Here is a 16,110-nt window from a genome sequence, read left to right as displayed (position 1 = left end):
TTGATTTATTTGGGGGATTCCGGTAAGATAAAACGGAAGGGATGATAGTATGAACCTCCATTTGTTGGACAAAATCAAGCAACAGATGCCCTCTTTTTCCAAAGGGCAAAAATCCATTGCCAATTATATTATTGAAGAATATGATAAAGCGGCCTTCATGACGGCTGCAAAGTTGGGGCAGATGGTGGGGGTCAGCGAATCCACCGTAGTGCGTTTTGCCACAGAGCTGGGATACGATGGATATCCGCAGCTTCAAAAGGCCATGCAGGAGATGATTCGCTCCAAATTGACCATTTTGCAACGGATGGAGGTCAGCAACAACCGCATTGGGGACGATGTGTTGGCCCGTGTGCTGGAGCAGGATGTGGAGAAAATTAAGACCACCTTGGAGGAGACTTCCCGGCAGGACTTTAACCGGGCGGTGGAACTCATCACCCATGCCAGATGTATTTATATCTTCGGCGTGGGCAGCAGCGAGGCATTGGCGGTATTTTTGCGCTATTATTTCAGCTTGGTGTTTGACAATGTCATCCATGTGATTACCAGCAGCGAAACCGCCATTTTTGAGCAGATGCTGCGCATCGGTTCTGAGGATGTGCTCATCGGCATCAGTTTTCCCCGATATTCCCGCCGCGCCGTCAAAGCCGCCCGGTTTGCCAACGACCGGGGCGCAAATGTTATCGCTATCACCGACAGTATGGCATCTCCCATGGCCCGGCAGGCTGGATGCGTCCTGCTGGCCCGCAGCGATATGGTATCCTTTGCCGATTCGTTAGTGGCGCCGCTGAGCCTGATCAATGCTTTGATTGCGGCGGTGGGCATCCAGATGAAGGACCAGGTCAACGATACCTTCACCGAGCTGGAACGCTTGTGGGAGGAATACAAAGTGTACGAAAAGCCGGAGAGTGAAACATGGTAAATCGAGTGGATGTCATCGTGGTGGGAGGCGGCGCATCCGGGCTAATGACGGCCGGACTATGTGCACAGCAGGGTCTTTCCACCCTTCTGATGGAGCGCAACGAGCGGTTAGGTAAAAAACTGCTGATCACAGGCAAGGGACGTTGTAACGTCACCAACAACTGCGAGATGGAGCGATTGATTGAATCGGTGCCGTCGGGAGGACGGTTTTTATTCAGCGCCTTTTCCCGGTTTAGCCCTCAGGATGTCATGGCCTTTTTTGAGGAGTTGGGCGTCCCGCTGAAAACCGAGAGAGGAGCCAGGGTGTTCCCGCAGTCGGATAAGGCAGGGGATATCGTCTCGGCTTTGGAGCGGTTTGTCAAACAAGGCGGCTGCTGTGTGGAGACCGGACGTGTACACAATCTCGTGTGGGAGGACGGAACGCTGGGCGGCGTCCAGACCGAGGACGGCCGTACATGGAGCTGCCGTGCCGTGGTGGTGTGCACTGGCGGCAAGTCTTATCCCCGCACCGGTTCCACGGGGGATGGCTACGCCTTGGCGAAACAGGCGGGGCATACCGTGACGGCTCTGTCACCCTCTTTGGTGCCGCTGGTCACCAAGGACGATTGGTGTGCTGGGGCGCAGGGATTGTCCCTCAAAAATGTGGCGTTGGCCGTCACCGACACCGTTCAGAAAAAACAGGTGTACAGCGACTTCGGCGAGATGCTTTTTACTCATTACGGCATGTCCGGCCCTATGGTACTCAGTGCCAGCGCCCATATGCGCCCCATGAGTGCGGGACGGTATGAGGTGGCCGTCGATTTGAAGCCGGCCCTCAGCATGGAACAATTGGATGCCCGTGTCCAACGGGATTTCCTAAAGTATCAAAACCGGGATTTGAACAATTCCCTGGGGGATCTCTTGCCTCGCAGCATCATTCCTGTTATCATAGAAAAAAGCTGCGTGCCGGGGCATCGCAAGATCAACCAGATCACACGGGAGGAGCGCCGGTCCCTCTGCTGCACCATCAAGCATTTGACAGCAACCGTCCAAGGATTCCGTCCCATTGAGGAGGCCATCGTCACCTCCGGCGGCGTATCTCTCAAGGAGGTAAGCCCTAAAACCATGGAATCCAAACTGGTGAAGGGGCTGTATTTTGCCGGCGAGGTGCTGGATCTGGATGCTTACACCGGCGGCTTTAATTTGCAGATTGCATTTTCTACGGCCTATGCCGCGGCACAGGCCATCAGGGAGGTTTTATTGCCATGATTGCCATTGCCATCGACGGACCTGCCGGAGCAGGAAAAAGTTCAGTTGCCCGCAAGGTAGCGGCTAAGCTAGGCTATATTTATGTGGATACCGGCGCTTTGTACCGCACCATCGGATACGCCGTCCTGCACGGTGGCAAGGATCCCAAGGATGCGGAGGCAGTTGTAAATCTTCTTCCAAGCCTCAAGGTGGAGCTTGCCTTTGCGGAGGGAGAACAGCAGGTGCTTCTCAACGGGGAAAACGTATCGGACCGTATCCGCACGCCGGAGGTATCCATGGCGGCGTCGGAAGTGTCGGCTATGCCGCCGGTGCGGGAGTTTTTGTTCTCGCTCCAGCAGAATATGGCGAAAACCCACGACGTGATTATGGACGGCCGGGATATCGGGACAAAGGTACTGCCCTGGGCCCAGGTTAAGATTTTCCTCACAGCGTCGCCGGAAGAACGTGCCCGCCGCCGGTATGAGGAATTGGTAGCAAAAGGGCAGGACGTCCGGTACGAGGATGTGCTGGAGGACATGAAGCAGCGGGACTACAACGATTCTCATCGCGCGGTGGCTCCCCTGAAACCGGCGGAGGACGCTGTGATTGTGGATACCACCGGCAATACGTTTGAGCAGTCGGTGGAACTCCTCACCAATTTGATTAAGGAGCGTCTGGCATGAGCGCTTATATGTGGGCGGTTCCGGTGGCGAGACCATTGTTTCGTTTCCTGTTCCGCATGAAATTCTATGGATTTGAGAATATCCCAAAAGAGGGCGGCTTGCTGTTGTGCTGCAACCACCGCACCTATTTTGATCCCGTGGCCCTGGCCATCGGATGCAATAAACGAGTGATCCACTATATGGCCAAGGAAGAACTGTTCCACGGCCTATTTGGAAAATTGATCAAAGCCATCGGTGCTTTTCCAGTCAACCGTCAGCACGCCGGGGCCGATACCATGAACACCGCCTATCAGTTACTCAAAGACGGTGAAATTCTGGGTATGTTCCCCGAGGGGACGCGGTCCAAAGACGGCAAGCTCTTAAAGTTTAAGGCGGGAGCCGTCATGATCGCCGCCAAAGAAAACGTCCCCATTCTGCCGGCGGCGGTGTGCTTTGGAGAAAAGCTGCGTCCATTTTGTAAGGTGAGCGTCCGGTTTGGGAAACCGATTATGCCGGCCGATTTGGGAATGGTCAACGGAACCGGTACAGAGATGCGCGCCGCCACCCGTCAGCTGATGGAAAAGGTGGATGAACTGCTGGAGATGGGCGTATGAGCATCACAGTGGCAAAATCGGCTGGATTCTGTTTCGGCGTCACCCGGGCGGTGGATCTGGTTTATCGACTGCTGGACGAAGGAAAAAAGGTCTGTACTCTGGGTCCCATAATTCATAATGACCACGTAGTGAAGGACTTGGAGGCACGAGGTGTGTGCATTGCGGGCAGCGTTGACGATGTGCCGGACGGGTATATGGTGGTCATCCGTTCCCACGGGGTGGGGAGACCGGTCTATGAGGCCATTGAAAAACGGGGCTTGCATTTTGCTGACGCCACTTGTCCTTTTGTGGCAAAGATCCATCATATTGTGGCAGAGCGGTCGGGGATGGGGGAGGTCATCCTCATTGCAGGGGATGAGAATCATCCGGAAGTCCAGGGTGTACGGGGGCATTGCAGAGGAAAATCATATGTATTCCGCGACGCCGGACAACTGGAAGAACTGGTAAAATCCCATCCAGAATTTGGAGAAAAAGGGATTTCTATTGTCGCACAAACCACTTTTTCGTTGAAAGAATGGAAAAAGTGTCTGGAAGGCGCAAAAAAGGTATATACAAACGCCGTGATTTTTGATACAATATGTAATGCTACGGGCACTCGGCAAATGGAGGCAGAGCAATTGGCTGCACAGTCCGACCTGATGATTATCGTCGGCGGCCGCCAAAGCTCCAATACCGAAAAACTCCGCAGCGTCTGCGCCGCCCACTGCGAAACCGTGCTGATCGAGGAAGCAAGTGAGCTTCCAGTTAAGCAGGTCAGGCGAGCAGGTTCTATTGGCGTTACGGCAGGCGCATCCACGCCCGCCAGCATCATAAAGGAGGTACTTCAGGCCATGTCGGAAATCGTAAACAATGAAATGGAGAAACAAGAACCTGTGGAACAGGAGGCTCCCCAGAAATCCTTTGACGAGATGACGTTTGAGGAAGCACTGGAAGCATCCCTCAAAAATTTAAATACAGGAGAAAAGGTCAAGGGTGTCGTTGTGAGCATCGCTCCCAACGAGATCCAGGTGGACGTGGGCCGCAAGCAGGCCGGTTATGTGCCGCTCAGCGAGCTGACCAGCGATCCCAATGCCAAGCCTGAGGACATCGTCAAGGTCGGCGATGAAATCGAGCTGCTCATCATGCGCACCAACGATCAGGAAGGCACCATCATGCTGTCCAAGCGCCGTCTGGATGCCGCTAAGGGATGGGAAGAGATCGTCGACGCCAGCGAAAACGGCACCATCATGGAAGGCACCGTCACCGAGATCATCAAGGGCGGCCTGCTGGCTGTGTGCAACAATGTGAAGGTGTTCATCCCCGCTTCCCAGGCCACCATGTCCCGCGGTGAGCCCCTGGAAGACCTGCTCCGCAAAAAGGTGCAGTTCCGCATCATCGAAATCAACCGCAACCGTAAACGCGCTGTGGGTTCCATCCGCTCGGTGCTGAAGGATCAGCGCAAGGAGCTGGAGGACAAGTTCTGGGAGAGCGTGGAAGTCGGCGCTCATTACACCGGCACTGTCAAATCCCTCACTTCTTACGGCGCATTTGTGGACATCGGCGGCGTGGATGGTATGATCCATGTATCCGAGCTGTCCTGGTCCCGCATTAAGCATCCGTCTGAGGTTGTCAAGGTTGGCGACACGGTGGATGTTACCATCAAAGAAATTGATCCTGAAAAGAGACGCATCTCCTTGGGCTACCGCAAAGCGGAAGACAATCCGTGGGAAATCCTCAAGAGAGATTATCCTGTGGGTACTGTATGCGACGTCAAGATTGTGGGCATGACCCAGTTCGGTGCTTTTGCCCAGATCATCCCCGGCATTGACGGTTTGATCCACATTTCTCAGATTGCCGATCGCCGTGTTGGCAAACCTCAGGATGTCCTGTCGGTCGGTCAGGTCGTCAAGGCCAAGATCACTGACATCGACTTTGAGAAGAAGCGCATTTCCCTCTCCATTCGCGTCCTGATTGAGGAAGGGATCCTGGATCCCGCCGACTTTGAGGACAAGCCCGAAGTGGCTGCTGAAAAGGCTGAGGAAGAAGCTGCTGAGGCTCCGGTTGAGGAATAATTGGAGTCAGATTCCAAAAAGATTGCGGAAGGGACTGCTTTTTAGCGGTCCCTTTTGTTTTGGATGCAGGGAAGAACAACGTAGCGAAAAAGGTTTACTTTTATGCTTCAATGTGGTAAAATACAAGGCATAAAAGGAGGCATTTCTATGAATTCTAAAGTGAAGGATCCATCGGTGGATTTGTTGTTTCAGGCAATTTTGGCTTTGGAGTCAATGGATGAATGCTATGATTTTTTTGAGGATCTTTGTACCGTTCCGGAGATCAAAGCTATGTCGCAACGCTTAGTGGTGGCTAAAATGCTCAGTGAGAAGCATGTGTACAGCGATATTGTTGCCCAGACTGGTGCCAGTACCGCCACTATCAGCCGTGTCAATCGATCCCTGGCCTATGGTTGTGATGGATATCGCTTGGTATTTGAAAGGATTAAGGACAAATGAGTTATGAGGCGTTTGCTGATTTTTATGACGCCCTGACCAGTAATATCGACTATAGTGCGTGGGCTGAACATCTGCTTCGGCTGTTTGAGCGTCACGGACAAAATCCCAAGCTTTTGTTGGATTTGGCGTGCGGGACGGGCAGTCTGGCGCTGGAACTTATGGACAAGCGGCCGGATATGGAAATGATCTGTGCCGATGGGTCGGAGGCGATGTTGTCCATTGCCAGGCAGAAATCCTTAGATGCGGGAAAGGATCTTTTATTTCTTCACCAGTCCATGCAGAACATTGATCTTTATGGGACGGTGGATGGTGCAGTGTGCACGTTGGATAGTCTGAACCATCTGGTTCGAGAAGAAGATGTCCGCCGGACGCTTGAGAGGGTCTCGCTGTTTTTGGAGCCGGGATGCTTTTTCCTTTTTGACGTCAATACGCCCTATAAGCATCGGGAGATTTTGGGGAATCATGCTTTTGTGTATGATTTGCCTCAAGTGTACTGTGTATGGCAGTGCTCCTACCAGGAGAAGAAAATGGAAGTATCCATCGATATGGACTTTTTTGCAAAGCATGGAGCTTCCTATACCCGGTCAGGCGAATGCTTTAAAGAGCGGGCTTATGAGCATCCAACATTGTGCCGGTGGCTAGGAGAGGCGGGTCTGGAGGTACTGGAAGTGCTGGATGGCCTGACGCTTGACCCGCCTCAGGAGCATACGCAACGTTTGGTTTATGTAACAAGAAAGATGTGACCAGAAATGAAAAATTACATTCGCTGTATTACAAGCGATGGTTCTATTGTAGCTTCGGCCATCGATTCTACCAATATTGTGGCGAGGGCTGAACAGATCCATAAGACCTCAGCAGTAGTAACAGCCGCTCTGGGACGTACGTTGACGGCGGCATCCCTGATGGGCGCTGCACTCAAGGGGGAGGAGGATACTCTGACCATCCGTATCAATGGAGGCGGACCGGCGGGCACCATTTTAGCCGTAACCGACAGCTGTGGCAACGTGCGGGGATATGCACAGAATCCAGTGGTGGAAATCCCGCTCAACAGCAAAGGAAAATTGGATGTCGCCGGCGCGGTAGGCGTGGACGGAACTTTATCCGTAGCGCGGGACATCGGAGGCCGGGAACCCTATGTTGGTCAATGCCCATTGGTATCTGGGGAAATTGCAGAGGATATCACGGGATATTATGCCACTAGTGAACAGATTCCTACCATTTGTGCTCTGGGCGTTCTGGTGAATCCTGACTTGACGGTGCAGGTAGCCGGCGGACTTCTGGTACAGTTGCTTCCCTTTGCTGACAGTGCTGCTGTCGACCTTTTGGAGAGAAATGCAAAGGCGCTGCCGTCGGTGACACAGATGTTGTCCAGCGGGATGACACCGGAGGATATGTGCCGCAAAGTGCTGGATGGTATGAAAGTAGAAGTATTGGATCAATGGGATACCCATTATCAATGCAATTGCAGCTTAGAACGAGTAAAGAGAGCTTTGTCTACATTGAGAAAAGATGAACTTTTATCTTTAGCTGATGAAAGTGGTAAAGCAGAAATCAGCTGTCACTTTTGTGACCAGGTATATACTTTGACTCGTCCAGAATTGGAAAAACTGGCAGAGGAAGCAAAATAACCAGGTGAATTTGATGGATAGTCAGGCGGATGAAAGACATTTTCGCCCGCCTGACTTTGTGGATAATAAGCGGGAATTTTTAGAAAAGTCGTTGACAATTCGCTGAAGTTGATGTATAATACTACCTGTTGCTCTGGTTATGAGAGTATACAATAGGAAAAATGCGAGTGTGCTGGAATAGGCAGACAGGCACGTTTGAGGGGCGTGTGTCTTTGACGTACGGGTTCAAGTCCCGTCACTCGCACCACTTCGAGTACCCATATGGGTACTCGATTTTTTTATCCCTTTTGCCCCTTATGAGGCTTCGTACCAAACCTGTGGTGAGCAATTTGTTCATCACAGGTTTTTTATTTTAGAAGTGTCTGCTCACATTTGTAGAGGGCATTTTTGTATTGCAAACCCAGCTGAAAGTCTCGACGTGTAGTTTGCGTTAGAGTCTTTTCCTTTTGTGCTCATGCTAAAATTGGCTATCTTATTTATAGCATATCTGCTATGCTAATATTCGTAAGAGACATGGTCAATTCTTAGAAGCGTTCTACGATAAAAAGAACAAAGTATAATTTATGCGTGTGGCTTTCTTCTTCGTCTAAGCCCTCTTGCACATAAATACATTGACAACCATCTATGAATATGATAACATATAGATAACAATCTATGTGAGGTGAATGCAGTGCAGGAAATGGATGTGGCCTTGATCTGCAAGGCGCTTGGCGATGCAAATAGATTGAAAATTGTGAAGATGTTATCGGATGGTGAAAAATGTGGCTGCAAACTATTGGAAGCCTTTGAAATTACCCAGCCGACCTTATCCCACCACATGAAGATCTTGTGCGAGTGCGGCTTGGTAGAAACCCGCAAGGAGGGCAAGTGGTCGCACTATTCTTTGAACTGCGGAACGCTGTCGTCGTTTAAGGCATTCATTGGTACACTAAACTGTTGCAAAGGCGGTGGCAGTGAATGTCAATAGTATGGGACTTTGTCCAGGATCAACTCCTTGGGATGAAATGGCTGAATGAATTGATCTGCAAGGCGCTGTCTGCTTTGGGCGTTGATGTAACCGGGCGTATCGGCGGCAGCGTGCAATTTTTTCTTTATGATGTCATTAAAATTACCGTTCTGCTTTGTTTTCTCATTTTCCTCATCAGCTATATTCAGAGCTATTTTCCGCCGGAGCGCAGTAAGAAAATTTTAGGCCGGTTCCATGGCATAGGGGCCAATGTCATCGCCGCACTGCTGGGGACGGTTACACCCTTTTGTTCCTGTTCTTCCATTCCTCTGTTTATCGGCTTTACCAGCGCGGGACTCCCTCTCGGCGTAACCTTTTCGTTTCTGATCTCCTCCCCAATGGTAGACCTCGGTAGCCTGCTTCTTCTTTCCAGCGTTTTCGGTTGGAAAATCGCCGTTGCCTATGTGATAGTCGGCCTCGTGATCGCCGTTGTAGGAGGGACGCTGATTGAAAAACTGCATATGGAAAAATATGTAGAATCCTTTATCAAAAGTGTCGGTACTGTGGACATTGAATCCCCCACATTGTCACAGAAAGAACGGCTTATTTACGCCAAGGATCAGATGTTATCTACCTTTAAGAAAGTGTTTCCGTACATTCTTGTGGGTGTAGGAATCGGCGCTGTCATCCACAACTGGATTCCCGGACAATGGATTGAAACTGTTTTGGGAAGCGGCAATCCTTTTGGGGTCGTTCTGGCAACGATCCTCGGCGTACCAATGTATGCAGACATTTTTGGAACGATTCCTGTAGCCGAAGCCCTGCTCATAAAAGGCGCGCAGCTTGGGACGATTCTCAGCTTTATGATGGCGGTCACAACGCTGTCCTTACCATCTCTCATTATGCTGCGCAAAGCGGTGAAGCCGAAGTTGCTTGCTCTGTTTATCGGCATCTGTACGGTGGGGATGATCCTTGTTGGATATCTGTTTAACGTATTTCACTATCTATTTATTTAGGAGGGGTTACGATGAAATTGTTCGGAAAGAAAAAGAAAGAAAACTGTTGCTGTGGGGATAACGGTACAGTGGAAGCACCAACAGGAGAAAGCAAGCCTGATGGAACCAAGATAAAAGTTCTTGGCTCCGGCTGCGTAAAATGCAAACAGCTGGAAGCTAATACGCTGGCCGCTTTGGAGCAGCTCAGCATGGACACATCAATCGGCCATATCACCGATTTTGCACAGATTGCGGCTTATGGAGTGATGACAACTCCTGCCCTTGTAGTGGATGGCAAGGTTGTTTCGTATGGTAAGGTGCTGAAAACCGAAGAAGTGATTGCTATTCTTACACAGGGGTAAGATCTATTCTGTGTAAAAGAATATCTTTTTCTTTAGTTCGACACCTTTTGCAACTAAAGTTGGGACTATCTTATTCATGTAAATACAACATTGCTTATCGGCTGCAAGCTGCTTAATTCCAATGTTTTTCTATGCCCCTTATGGGGATCCGCACCACACCTGCGGTGAGCAAGTCGCGCACTGCAGGTTTTTCTTTTGGCAATTTTTCCTCCCGCGTTTGTAGAGGTTATCTTTTTGATAGCGTAAACCTACTTCGAGTACCCATAAGGGTACTCGATTTTTTTATCCTTTAAAAGTGTCTGTTATTAAAAGACTGGATGCATAACAAAAAGAGCCAATAATGCATAGTAGCGATTATCGGCTCTTTCTCTTTTTTGTCTAGCAGCCTCAAGCGGCTTTGACGGTTGCCAGGATGATCCATGGAAAAGGTTTTGAACGTCCTCAATATAGAAAAGGATCAATGATTCATTTTGGGATTTTCGGTCCTGCCCAAGAGATAGTCAATGGAGACATTAAAATAATCGGCCAAAGCAATGAGCGTTTTATAATCGGCCTCCCGCGCCTCGGTCTCATACCGGCTGATGCTGTTTTGATTCATATCCAGTTCGATAGCCAGTCGAACCTGAGATATGTGTTTTTTCTCCCGCAATTGTTTGAGTCTAAAAATGCCCTATCACCTCTTGACAAGATAATACCAAAATGGTATAATCCGGATATCCCATTTTGGTATTATTCCGCAAAATAGGGTGGATATACAGATCGCCGGGAAAGACAGGGGATAAAATGACCGAAAAGGAATTGCGAAAAGAATACAATAGAGTATGGAAAGAACTACGGCCTCGGCAACATCTGGCATGGCTGATCTGCTATGTGGAAGCATGGGTACCAGTTTTTGTGGTACTGATCCAGCTAATCGGAGGGGTCAACGATGAAAAGATGACGATTATCATCATATGCATTGTGATTTTTGTTATTCTGGAATTGATCAGCACTGTTATCATGGTAGCGCATATGAGAGAGTGGCCCAAGTATTTAGAAGCAAATAAAGAGAGATTACAGTCCTCAGAAGAAAGCAAAAAGGTATGATTGTCACAATGGCAATCATACCTTTTATTTTGTACTATTTCAGTTGCAGGAATCTTGTGAAACAGATGCGGCATCCAAAAGATGCTGTTCACAGTTTTTACGATTGATCCAGCTGGTGGAGGCATCCATGGCCGAACGACAAGCGTCGGTCTGATCCAGAGCATTGAGCATGACAAAGTCGTGGATGATGGCCTGGAATCGGAGGGCAGTCACATCCACACCCGCCATACGGAGTTTTCTCGCGTAAGCCTGGCCTTCATCGCGGAGGACGTCGGCTTCGCCATTTAAAATCATGGCGGAGGGAAGTCCCTTGAGCTGCTGGACAGAGGCGCAGAGAGGGGAGGCGGTGATCTCTTGGCGATCGGCATCACATGTGGTATACTGATCCCAGAACCACTTCATCCCGGCCCGATAGAGGTAATAACCGCAGGCGAATTGCCGGTAAGACGGGGTATCGAAGCAGGCGTTGGTGACGGGATAATACAAAAGCTGCTTGTGGATGTTGGGGCCGCAGCGCCGTTTGGAGAGGATGGTCATAACAGTTGCCATATTGCCGCCGACGCTGTCTCCAGCTATGGTCAGTGTAGACGGATTGATTTTAAAACAGCATTGTTCAGCGATGTAAGGGAGCTGGCAGAGGGCGGAATAACATTGTTCGATGGCGGTCGGATATTTGGCCTTGGGGGAGAGGCTGTATTCTGGAAAGACCACAATGGAATGGGTGCGTGCAGCCAGTTCCCGGACCAGTTTATCGTGGGTGTGGAGATTGCCGAATACCCATCCGGCGCCGTGGATGTAGAAAATAACGTCGGCGGGATTTCGGACCTCTTCCGGGGTAATGACGTAAACGCGGATCTGCCCCCATCGGCCGGTATCGACCATCGTATGGGTGATGGCTGCGGGGTACTTATGGACGGGTGTATCCTGTACGGCGTTCAAGATAGCGCGTCCGCTTTCCGGAGGAAGCTGGAAAATAAGCGGTGGTTTACAATTTTCAAGGCAGACTTGTTTAGCCGCCTTTTCCAGTGGTATACATTTTTGCATGGTGAATTCACCTTTCTATCGCAGCAATGAAAAGTACAAATGAGTCCCAATCCTTCCCAGTATATTCTGGGAAAGAAAACAGGGTTCTTGTCGAAACAAGCAGGATAAAAAGGATCTGTGATCCATCAAAAACAGGAGGCTTCTTTATGAACAAGGTAAAAATCACAGTGCTGAAAACGACTTTGGATCAAGAATTGGCCAAGGAGTACGGTGCGGAAGGATTAACCGCCTGCCCGATGATGAAAAAGGGACAAGTCTTTTATGCTGATTACGCAAAACCGGAAGGGATGTGCGATGAAGCGTGGAAGGCTATCTATCAGTATGTGTTCGCTCTGGCCCACGGAGCCGGGGATGGATTGTTTTACTACGGGGATTGGATCCGTAAGCCAGGAGTGGCCGTTTGCAGCTGTAACGATGGATTGCGTCCGGTGATCTTCAAGCTGGAGGCTACGGATCAACAGTCGGTCATCGATTACCTCCCTGTCCGCTGAGAGGTGCATCTGCAAAACAGCCCGCCAACCCGATTCAAAAGAAAACCGCCCTGATTGACTCAATCAGGGCGGTTTTTCTATCGGCAAGACAATATAGTTTTTTTATCAACCAAGGTTATCAATTGCGTACTGAGCCTCTTCCTCAGTAAACTTTTCACCGTACTCAGAGGTCAGCTGGTCTTTGATGGCTGCGGGAGACATTCCCATTGTTTCCTGATAGGTTTTGGCCTTTTCTAAAGCATTGGCATTCCAATCCGCTTCGATATTGTCGATTGCGTATTGGGCTTCTTCTTCGGTGAACTTCTCACCGTATTCAGAGATCAACTGATCATAAATCCCGGCCTTAGACATGTGCATCGTTTCAGCATAGTCTTCCGCTTTGGCCAGAGCATTGGCATTCCAATCCGCATCGATGTTGTCGACGGCATATTGTGCTGCTTCTGCGGAATATTTCTCACCATATTCGGAGGTGAGCTGATTGTACAGCCCTGCCTTGGACATATGCATGATTTTAGAATACTGCTCGGCTTTCTTCAGCGCTGTTTTATATTCAGTTGGAACGTCGTCCTCTGGTTCTTCAGCGACTGATTCTTCAGGAGCCGACTCCTCAGGAAGAGAGGTGGGCTCACTGCTGGCCACTGTACTGCTGGCAGTCTCCGCCTGAGAGGATACATGTCCTTGAGAAGATGACGTCGAATCCGATGGATCATTATTCTTGGAATTTATAGAACCGCCGGCAATGGCAATTACAATCACTGCAATAATGACCCAGAACCACCATTTTTTATAAATGGGTGGTTTGTTTCTTCCTCCGCAGTGCGGACATACTTTAGCATTAGCATCGACTTCCTGACCGCAATGTTCACATACAACTCTCTTGGTTTCGTTTTCCATGTTTTTCTCCTCCTGTTTTTTTGATCACAAAGCCATATTGATTATACAATAAAACAATAAATTATGCAAATTTAATTTTTTATATATAATATTTGGCAAAAATAGTTGCTATTCTCATATAGAAACAGAACAAATGGGCTAATTGTTGCGTCTTTGAAATGATATCTTTTTAATCTCGAGATTCTTATGGCCCGAATAGAAAAGAGGTATTGAGTATGTCACTCAATACCTCTTTTTACTGTTTCATGCAACTTAATAGCGCATGAGATAGCGGTCGATCTCCCACTGGGAAATGCGGATGGAATACTGGTACCATTCGCTTGTCTTATGGGCGATGTATTTGCGATAGATGTGATCTCCCAAGGTTTTGCGCACCAGCTCATCCTTTTTCATACAGTGAATGGCTGACTTCAAAGAATCAGGAAGACTAAAGACACCCTGTTCTTCCCGTTCCTCCTCAGTGAGCTTAAAGATGTTGGCGTCCACAGGAGGACACGGTTTGAGGCCTCGTTTGATGCCGTCCAAACCGGCGGCCAGACACAAGGTCATCACCAAATAGGGGTTGGCGGCGGGATCAGGATTGCGCAGTTCAATGCGGGTACCATTGCCGCGGGCGGCGGGTACACGGATCAGAGGACTGCGGTTGTGAGCCGACCAGGCCACATAAACAGGGGCTTCATAGCCGGGGACAAGACGTTTATAGGAGTTGACCAGAGGGTTGGTAACGGCGGTCATCCCTTTGATGTGCTCCATCAGGCCGGCGATAAAGGAGTAGGCGATGTCGCTCAGGCCGTTTTCGTCGCTGGGATCGGCGAAGACATTGTTGCCGTTTTTGTCCGAAAGGGACATGTTAATATGCATACCCGAACCGGCTTCATTAAAGATGGGCTTGGGCATAAAGGTGGCGTGGAGGCCATGCTGATTGGCGATGGATTTTACCACCAATTTAAAGGTCATGATGTCGTCGGCGGCGCGGAGGGCATCGTCGTAACGGAAGTTGATTTCATGCTGACCGCGGGCCACCTCGTGGTGGGAGGCTTCAATCTCAAAGCCCATATCCTCCAAAGTCAAGCAGATGTCGCGACGGGCTTCCTCACCTCGGTCGATGGGGCCCAATTCAAAATAACTTCCCTGGTCATTGGTCTGGGTGGTGGGATTGCCGTCCTCATCGCAGCGGAAGAGGAAGAACTCACACTCAGGGCCCACATCGAAATGGAATCCCATATCCTCGGCCTCTTTAATGACCCGGCGCAAAGCATTGCGGGGATCGCCGCTGAAGGGGGTGCCGTCGGGGCTGTAGACGTTACAAATCAGACGTGCGGTACGGCTGGGCTTGTCGATCCACGGGAAGATGTTAAAGGAATCCAGGTCCGGTACAAGATACATATCCGATTCCTCGATGCGGACAAATCCCTCAATGGACGAGCCGTCGAACATGCACTGGTTATTCAGAGCTTTTTTAAGCTGACTTCTTGTGATGGCCACATTTTTCAAAGCGCCACTGATGTCGGCAAACTGCAGGCGGATAAACCGAATGTTTTCCTCTTCGCAGATGCGGATAATATCTTCCTGTGTATACTTTCCCATAAAAGGCCCTCCTTATTTTTTTCACCCATAGATAATTCAAATCGAATGGTTCAATTATAGCATTTCATGTCATCTTCTTCAAGAAATATTGTATCCTTAACTTGCTCAACATCCTATTCGATTTTCCGCGTTTTTTGGATAAGAAAACATACTTTACCATTTGTGCAGGGAATAAATGGATTAGTGCAGTTTAGAAACAGGGAAGAAGATCCATACTAAAGGAAGAATGAAACAAAGGCAGGAGGCGGAAGAATGGATCCTAAGACATTAAAGAAGACCTCCAAGCAAGTGATGCATGGACACTGGATAAAAGGAATTTTGGCATGCGTCATGGCGGGGAGCATGTACCTGATGCTGCTGGGATGTGAAGTAATAGTAAGGCTGGCGCTGGATCAGCCGGCAGCAAATTTAGATCAAGGTATGGAAGGTATCCAGGCATTGCTGACACCTGGAATCCTATCTGTTGCATTGACAGGAGGCGCGGCATTGCTCCGCTTTTTTCTGCTGATCCCACTCAAATACGAGAAAAAAGCGTGCTTTTGGCAGACACAGTTATGTGAAACAGCCCATCCGCAGTCAAAAGTACGATTGTTTCAGTTGTCCTACGGTAGGATCATCCGGACCCACTGGGGGATCACAATACGCGTAGTGGGATGGGCGGGACTTCTCCTGTTGCCGGGACTAGGGACTATGACGGCGGCCATGTGGGCTACGTCTTATGGCGGCATGTCGGGCATGGTAAGGGGAGCGCTGTGGGGAGGAAGCATAGCCCTTTTGCTCATCGGAGGATTGGGGTTGTTCTTTTTATCCCTGCGGTACTGGATGACGCCTTATTTACTGGCCAGTTGTTCGAAGCTATATCCGTCCGGAGCCATTCGCTTGTCCATTCAGTTGATGAAGGGACGGAAATTTCAAGTGATACGGCTTTATTTGTCGCTGATCGGCTGGGAGATTTTAAAACTCCTAGTTGTACCGGGGCTCTATACTGGTCCCCGCGTCGAAATGACGTGTGCACGTTGGGCGGTATTGGTGCGGCAGCCTGCGGATGCAAAACATCCGGTTCCTCTTTCCGCAACGCAAGAATTTGTTTTGCAAGAGAAAAATGCATAGCCCTTGTTTTGGAATACATCGACATCAAAAACACCCTCTCCACTCATAAATAGGAGA

Annotated in this window: 18 protein-coding genes and 1 tRNA gene; 15 read left to right on the top strand and 4 right to left on the bottom strand. The window is 49.6% G+C overall.

The window, feature by feature from the left end:
* The first annotated feature begins 49 nt into the window (after window positions 1-49).
* From C12CBH8_RS08315 to C12CBH8_RS08260, 12 genes are all read left to right on the top strand, one after another.
* Window positions 50-919: a MurR/RpiR family transcriptional regulator gene (locus C12CBH8_RS08315; RefSeq protein WP_090264334.1), complete on the top strand. Its 870-nt coding sequence runs from the start codon at window positions 50-52 to the stop codon at window positions 917-919.
* Window positions 913-2,166 carry a BaiN/RdsA family NAD(P)/FAD-dependent oxidoreductase gene (locus C12CBH8_RS08310; protein ID WP_090264332.1) on the top strand — a complete coding sequence of 418 codons (1,254 nt, stop codon included), beginning with the start codon at window positions 913-915 and terminating at the stop codon, window positions 2,164-2,166. Before C12CBH8_RS08315 ends, C12CBH8_RS08310 begins: the two co-directional genes overlap by 7 nt.
* Window positions 2,163-2,828 (top strand): (d)CMP kinase, encoded by a 666-nt coding sequence (gene cmk / locus C12CBH8_RS08305; RefSeq protein ID WP_215532985.1) that lies wholly within the window; start codon window positions 2,163-2,165, stop codon window positions 2,826-2,828. The genes C12CBH8_RS08310 and cmk overlap by 4 nt, the downstream gene beginning before the upstream one ends.
* Window positions 2,825-3,421, top strand: coding sequence for a lysophospholipid acyltransferase family protein (locus C12CBH8_RS08300; RefSeq protein ID WP_090264329.1), 597 nt, complete (start codon window positions 2,825-2,827; stop codon window positions 3,419-3,421). Before cmk ends, C12CBH8_RS08300 begins: the two co-directional genes overlap by 4 nt.
* Window positions 3,418-5,472 (top strand): bifunctional 4-hydroxy-3-methylbut-2-enyl diphosphate reductase/30S ribosomal protein S1, encoded by a 2,055-nt coding sequence (locus tag C12CBH8_RS08295; RefSeq protein ID WP_215532984.1) that lies wholly within the window; start codon window positions 3,418-3,420, stop codon window positions 5,470-5,472. The genes C12CBH8_RS08300 and C12CBH8_RS08295 overlap by 4 nt, the downstream gene beginning before the upstream one ends.
* Before the next feature lie 147 nt (window positions 5,473-5,619).
* Window positions 5,620-5,910: a YerC/YecD family TrpR-related protein gene (locus C12CBH8_RS08290; protein WP_090264325.1), complete on the top strand. Its 291-nt coding sequence runs from the start codon at window positions 5,620-5,622 to the stop codon at window positions 5,908-5,910.
* The gene (locus C12CBH8_RS08285; RefSeq protein WP_099322462.1) at window positions 5,907-6,653 is read left to right on the top strand and encodes a class I SAM-dependent DNA methyltransferase; all 747 of its coding nucleotides are present in this window, start codon (window positions 5,907-5,909) and stop codon (window positions 6,651-6,653) included. Before C12CBH8_RS08290 ends, C12CBH8_RS08285 begins: the two co-directional genes overlap by 4 nt.
* A gap of 6 nt (window positions 6,654-6,659) precedes the next feature.
* Window positions 6,660-7,538, top strand: coding sequence for an Hsp33 family molecular chaperone HslO (gene hslO, locus C12CBH8_RS08280; RefSeq protein ID WP_099322461.1), 879 nt, complete (start codon window positions 6,660-6,662; stop codon window positions 7,536-7,538).
* 163 nt (window positions 7,539-7,701) lie between these two features.
* Window positions 7,702-7,785 (top strand) — tRNA-Leu (locus tag C12CBH8_RS08275).
* A 432-nt stretch (window positions 7,786-8,217) separates the two neighbouring features.
* Window positions 8,218-8,505: an ArsR/SmtB family transcription factor gene (locus tag C12CBH8_RS08270; RefSeq protein ID WP_246441809.1), complete on the top strand. Its 288-nt coding sequence runs from the start codon at window positions 8,218-8,220 to the stop codon at window positions 8,503-8,505.
* The gene (locus C12CBH8_RS08265) at window positions 8,496-9,500 is read left to right on the top strand and encodes a permease (protein ID WP_099322459.1); all 1,005 of its coding nucleotides are present in this window, start codon (window positions 8,496-8,498) and stop codon (window positions 9,498-9,500) included. The genes C12CBH8_RS08270 and C12CBH8_RS08265 overlap by 10 nt, the downstream gene beginning before the upstream one ends.
* An 11-nt stretch (window positions 9,501-9,511) precedes the next feature.
* Window positions 9,512-9,841, top strand: a complete 330-nt coding sequence (locus tag C12CBH8_RS08260) for a thioredoxin family protein (protein ID WP_099322458.1) — start codon at window positions 9,512-9,514, stop codon at window positions 9,839-9,841.
* Window positions 9,842-10,298: 457 nt separating this feature from the next.
* On the opposite strand, the gene C12CBH8_RS08255 is transcribed toward C12CBH8_RS08260, so the two are convergent.
* Window positions 10,299-10,490 carry a helix-turn-helix domain-containing protein gene (locus tag C12CBH8_RS08255; protein WP_246441401.1) on the bottom strand — a complete coding sequence of 64 codons (192 nt, stop codon included), beginning with the start codon at window positions 10,488-10,490 and terminating at the stop codon, window positions 10,299-10,301.
* Between the two features lie 134 nt (window positions 10,491-10,624).
* Here C12CBH8_RS08255 and C12CBH8_RS08250 point away from each other — a divergent pair, with 134 nt between their 5' ends.
* Complete coding sequence (locus C12CBH8_RS08250) at window positions 10,625-10,927, top strand: hypothetical protein (RefSeq protein ID WP_215532983.1); 303 nt, start codon at window positions 10,625-10,627, stop codon at window positions 10,925-10,927.
* A gap of 39 nt (window positions 10,928-10,966) precedes the next feature.
* On the opposite strand, the gene C12CBH8_RS08245 is transcribed toward C12CBH8_RS08250, so the two are convergent.
* Window positions 10,967-11,971 (bottom strand): alpha/beta hydrolase, encoded by a 1,005-nt coding sequence (locus tag C12CBH8_RS08245; RefSeq protein WP_215532982.1) that lies wholly within the window; start codon window positions 11,969-11,971, stop codon window positions 10,967-10,969.
* A gap of 146 nt (window positions 11,972-12,117) precedes the next feature.
* Here C12CBH8_RS08245 and C12CBH8_RS08240 point away from each other — a divergent pair, with 146 nt between their 5' ends.
* Window positions 12,118-12,462 carry a TIGR04076 family protein gene (locus C12CBH8_RS08240; RefSeq protein ID WP_215532981.1) on the top strand — a complete coding sequence of 115 codons (345 nt, stop codon included), beginning with the start codon at window positions 12,118-12,120 and terminating at the stop codon, window positions 12,460-12,462.
* 105 nt (window positions 12,463-12,567) lie between these two features.
* Here C12CBH8_RS08240 and C12CBH8_RS08235 read toward each other — a convergent pair whose 3' ends face one another.
* Window positions 12,568-13,356: an Ltp family lipoprotein gene (locus tag C12CBH8_RS08235; protein WP_215532980.1), complete on the bottom strand. Its 789-nt coding sequence runs from the start codon at window positions 13,354-13,356 to the stop codon at window positions 12,568-12,570.
* Between the two features lie 252 nt (window positions 13,357-13,608).
* The gene (locus C12CBH8_RS08230) at window positions 13,609-14,943 is read right to left on the bottom strand and encodes a glutamine synthetase family protein (protein ID WP_099322454.1); all 1,335 of its coding nucleotides are present in this window, start codon (window positions 14,941-14,943) and stop codon (window positions 13,609-13,611) included.
* A 252-nt stretch (window positions 14,944-15,195) separates the two neighbouring features.
* Here C12CBH8_RS08230 and C12CBH8_RS08225 point away from each other — a divergent pair, with 252 nt between their 5' ends.
* Complete coding sequence (locus tag C12CBH8_RS08225) at window positions 15,196-16,053, top strand: DUF975 family protein (protein WP_215532979.1); 858 nt, start codon at window positions 15,196-15,198, stop codon at window positions 16,051-16,053.
* The last annotated feature ends 57 nt before the right edge of the window (window positions 16,054-16,110 follow it).

The organism is Solibaculum mannosilyticum (genome assembly GCF_015140235.1).
In the GTDB taxonomy this organism is placed as follows: domain Bacteria; phylum Bacillota; class Clostridia; order Oscillospirales; family Acutalibacteraceae; genus Solibaculum; species Solibaculum mannosilyticum.
This window is presented reverse-complemented; position numbering and strand designations above follow the sequence as displayed.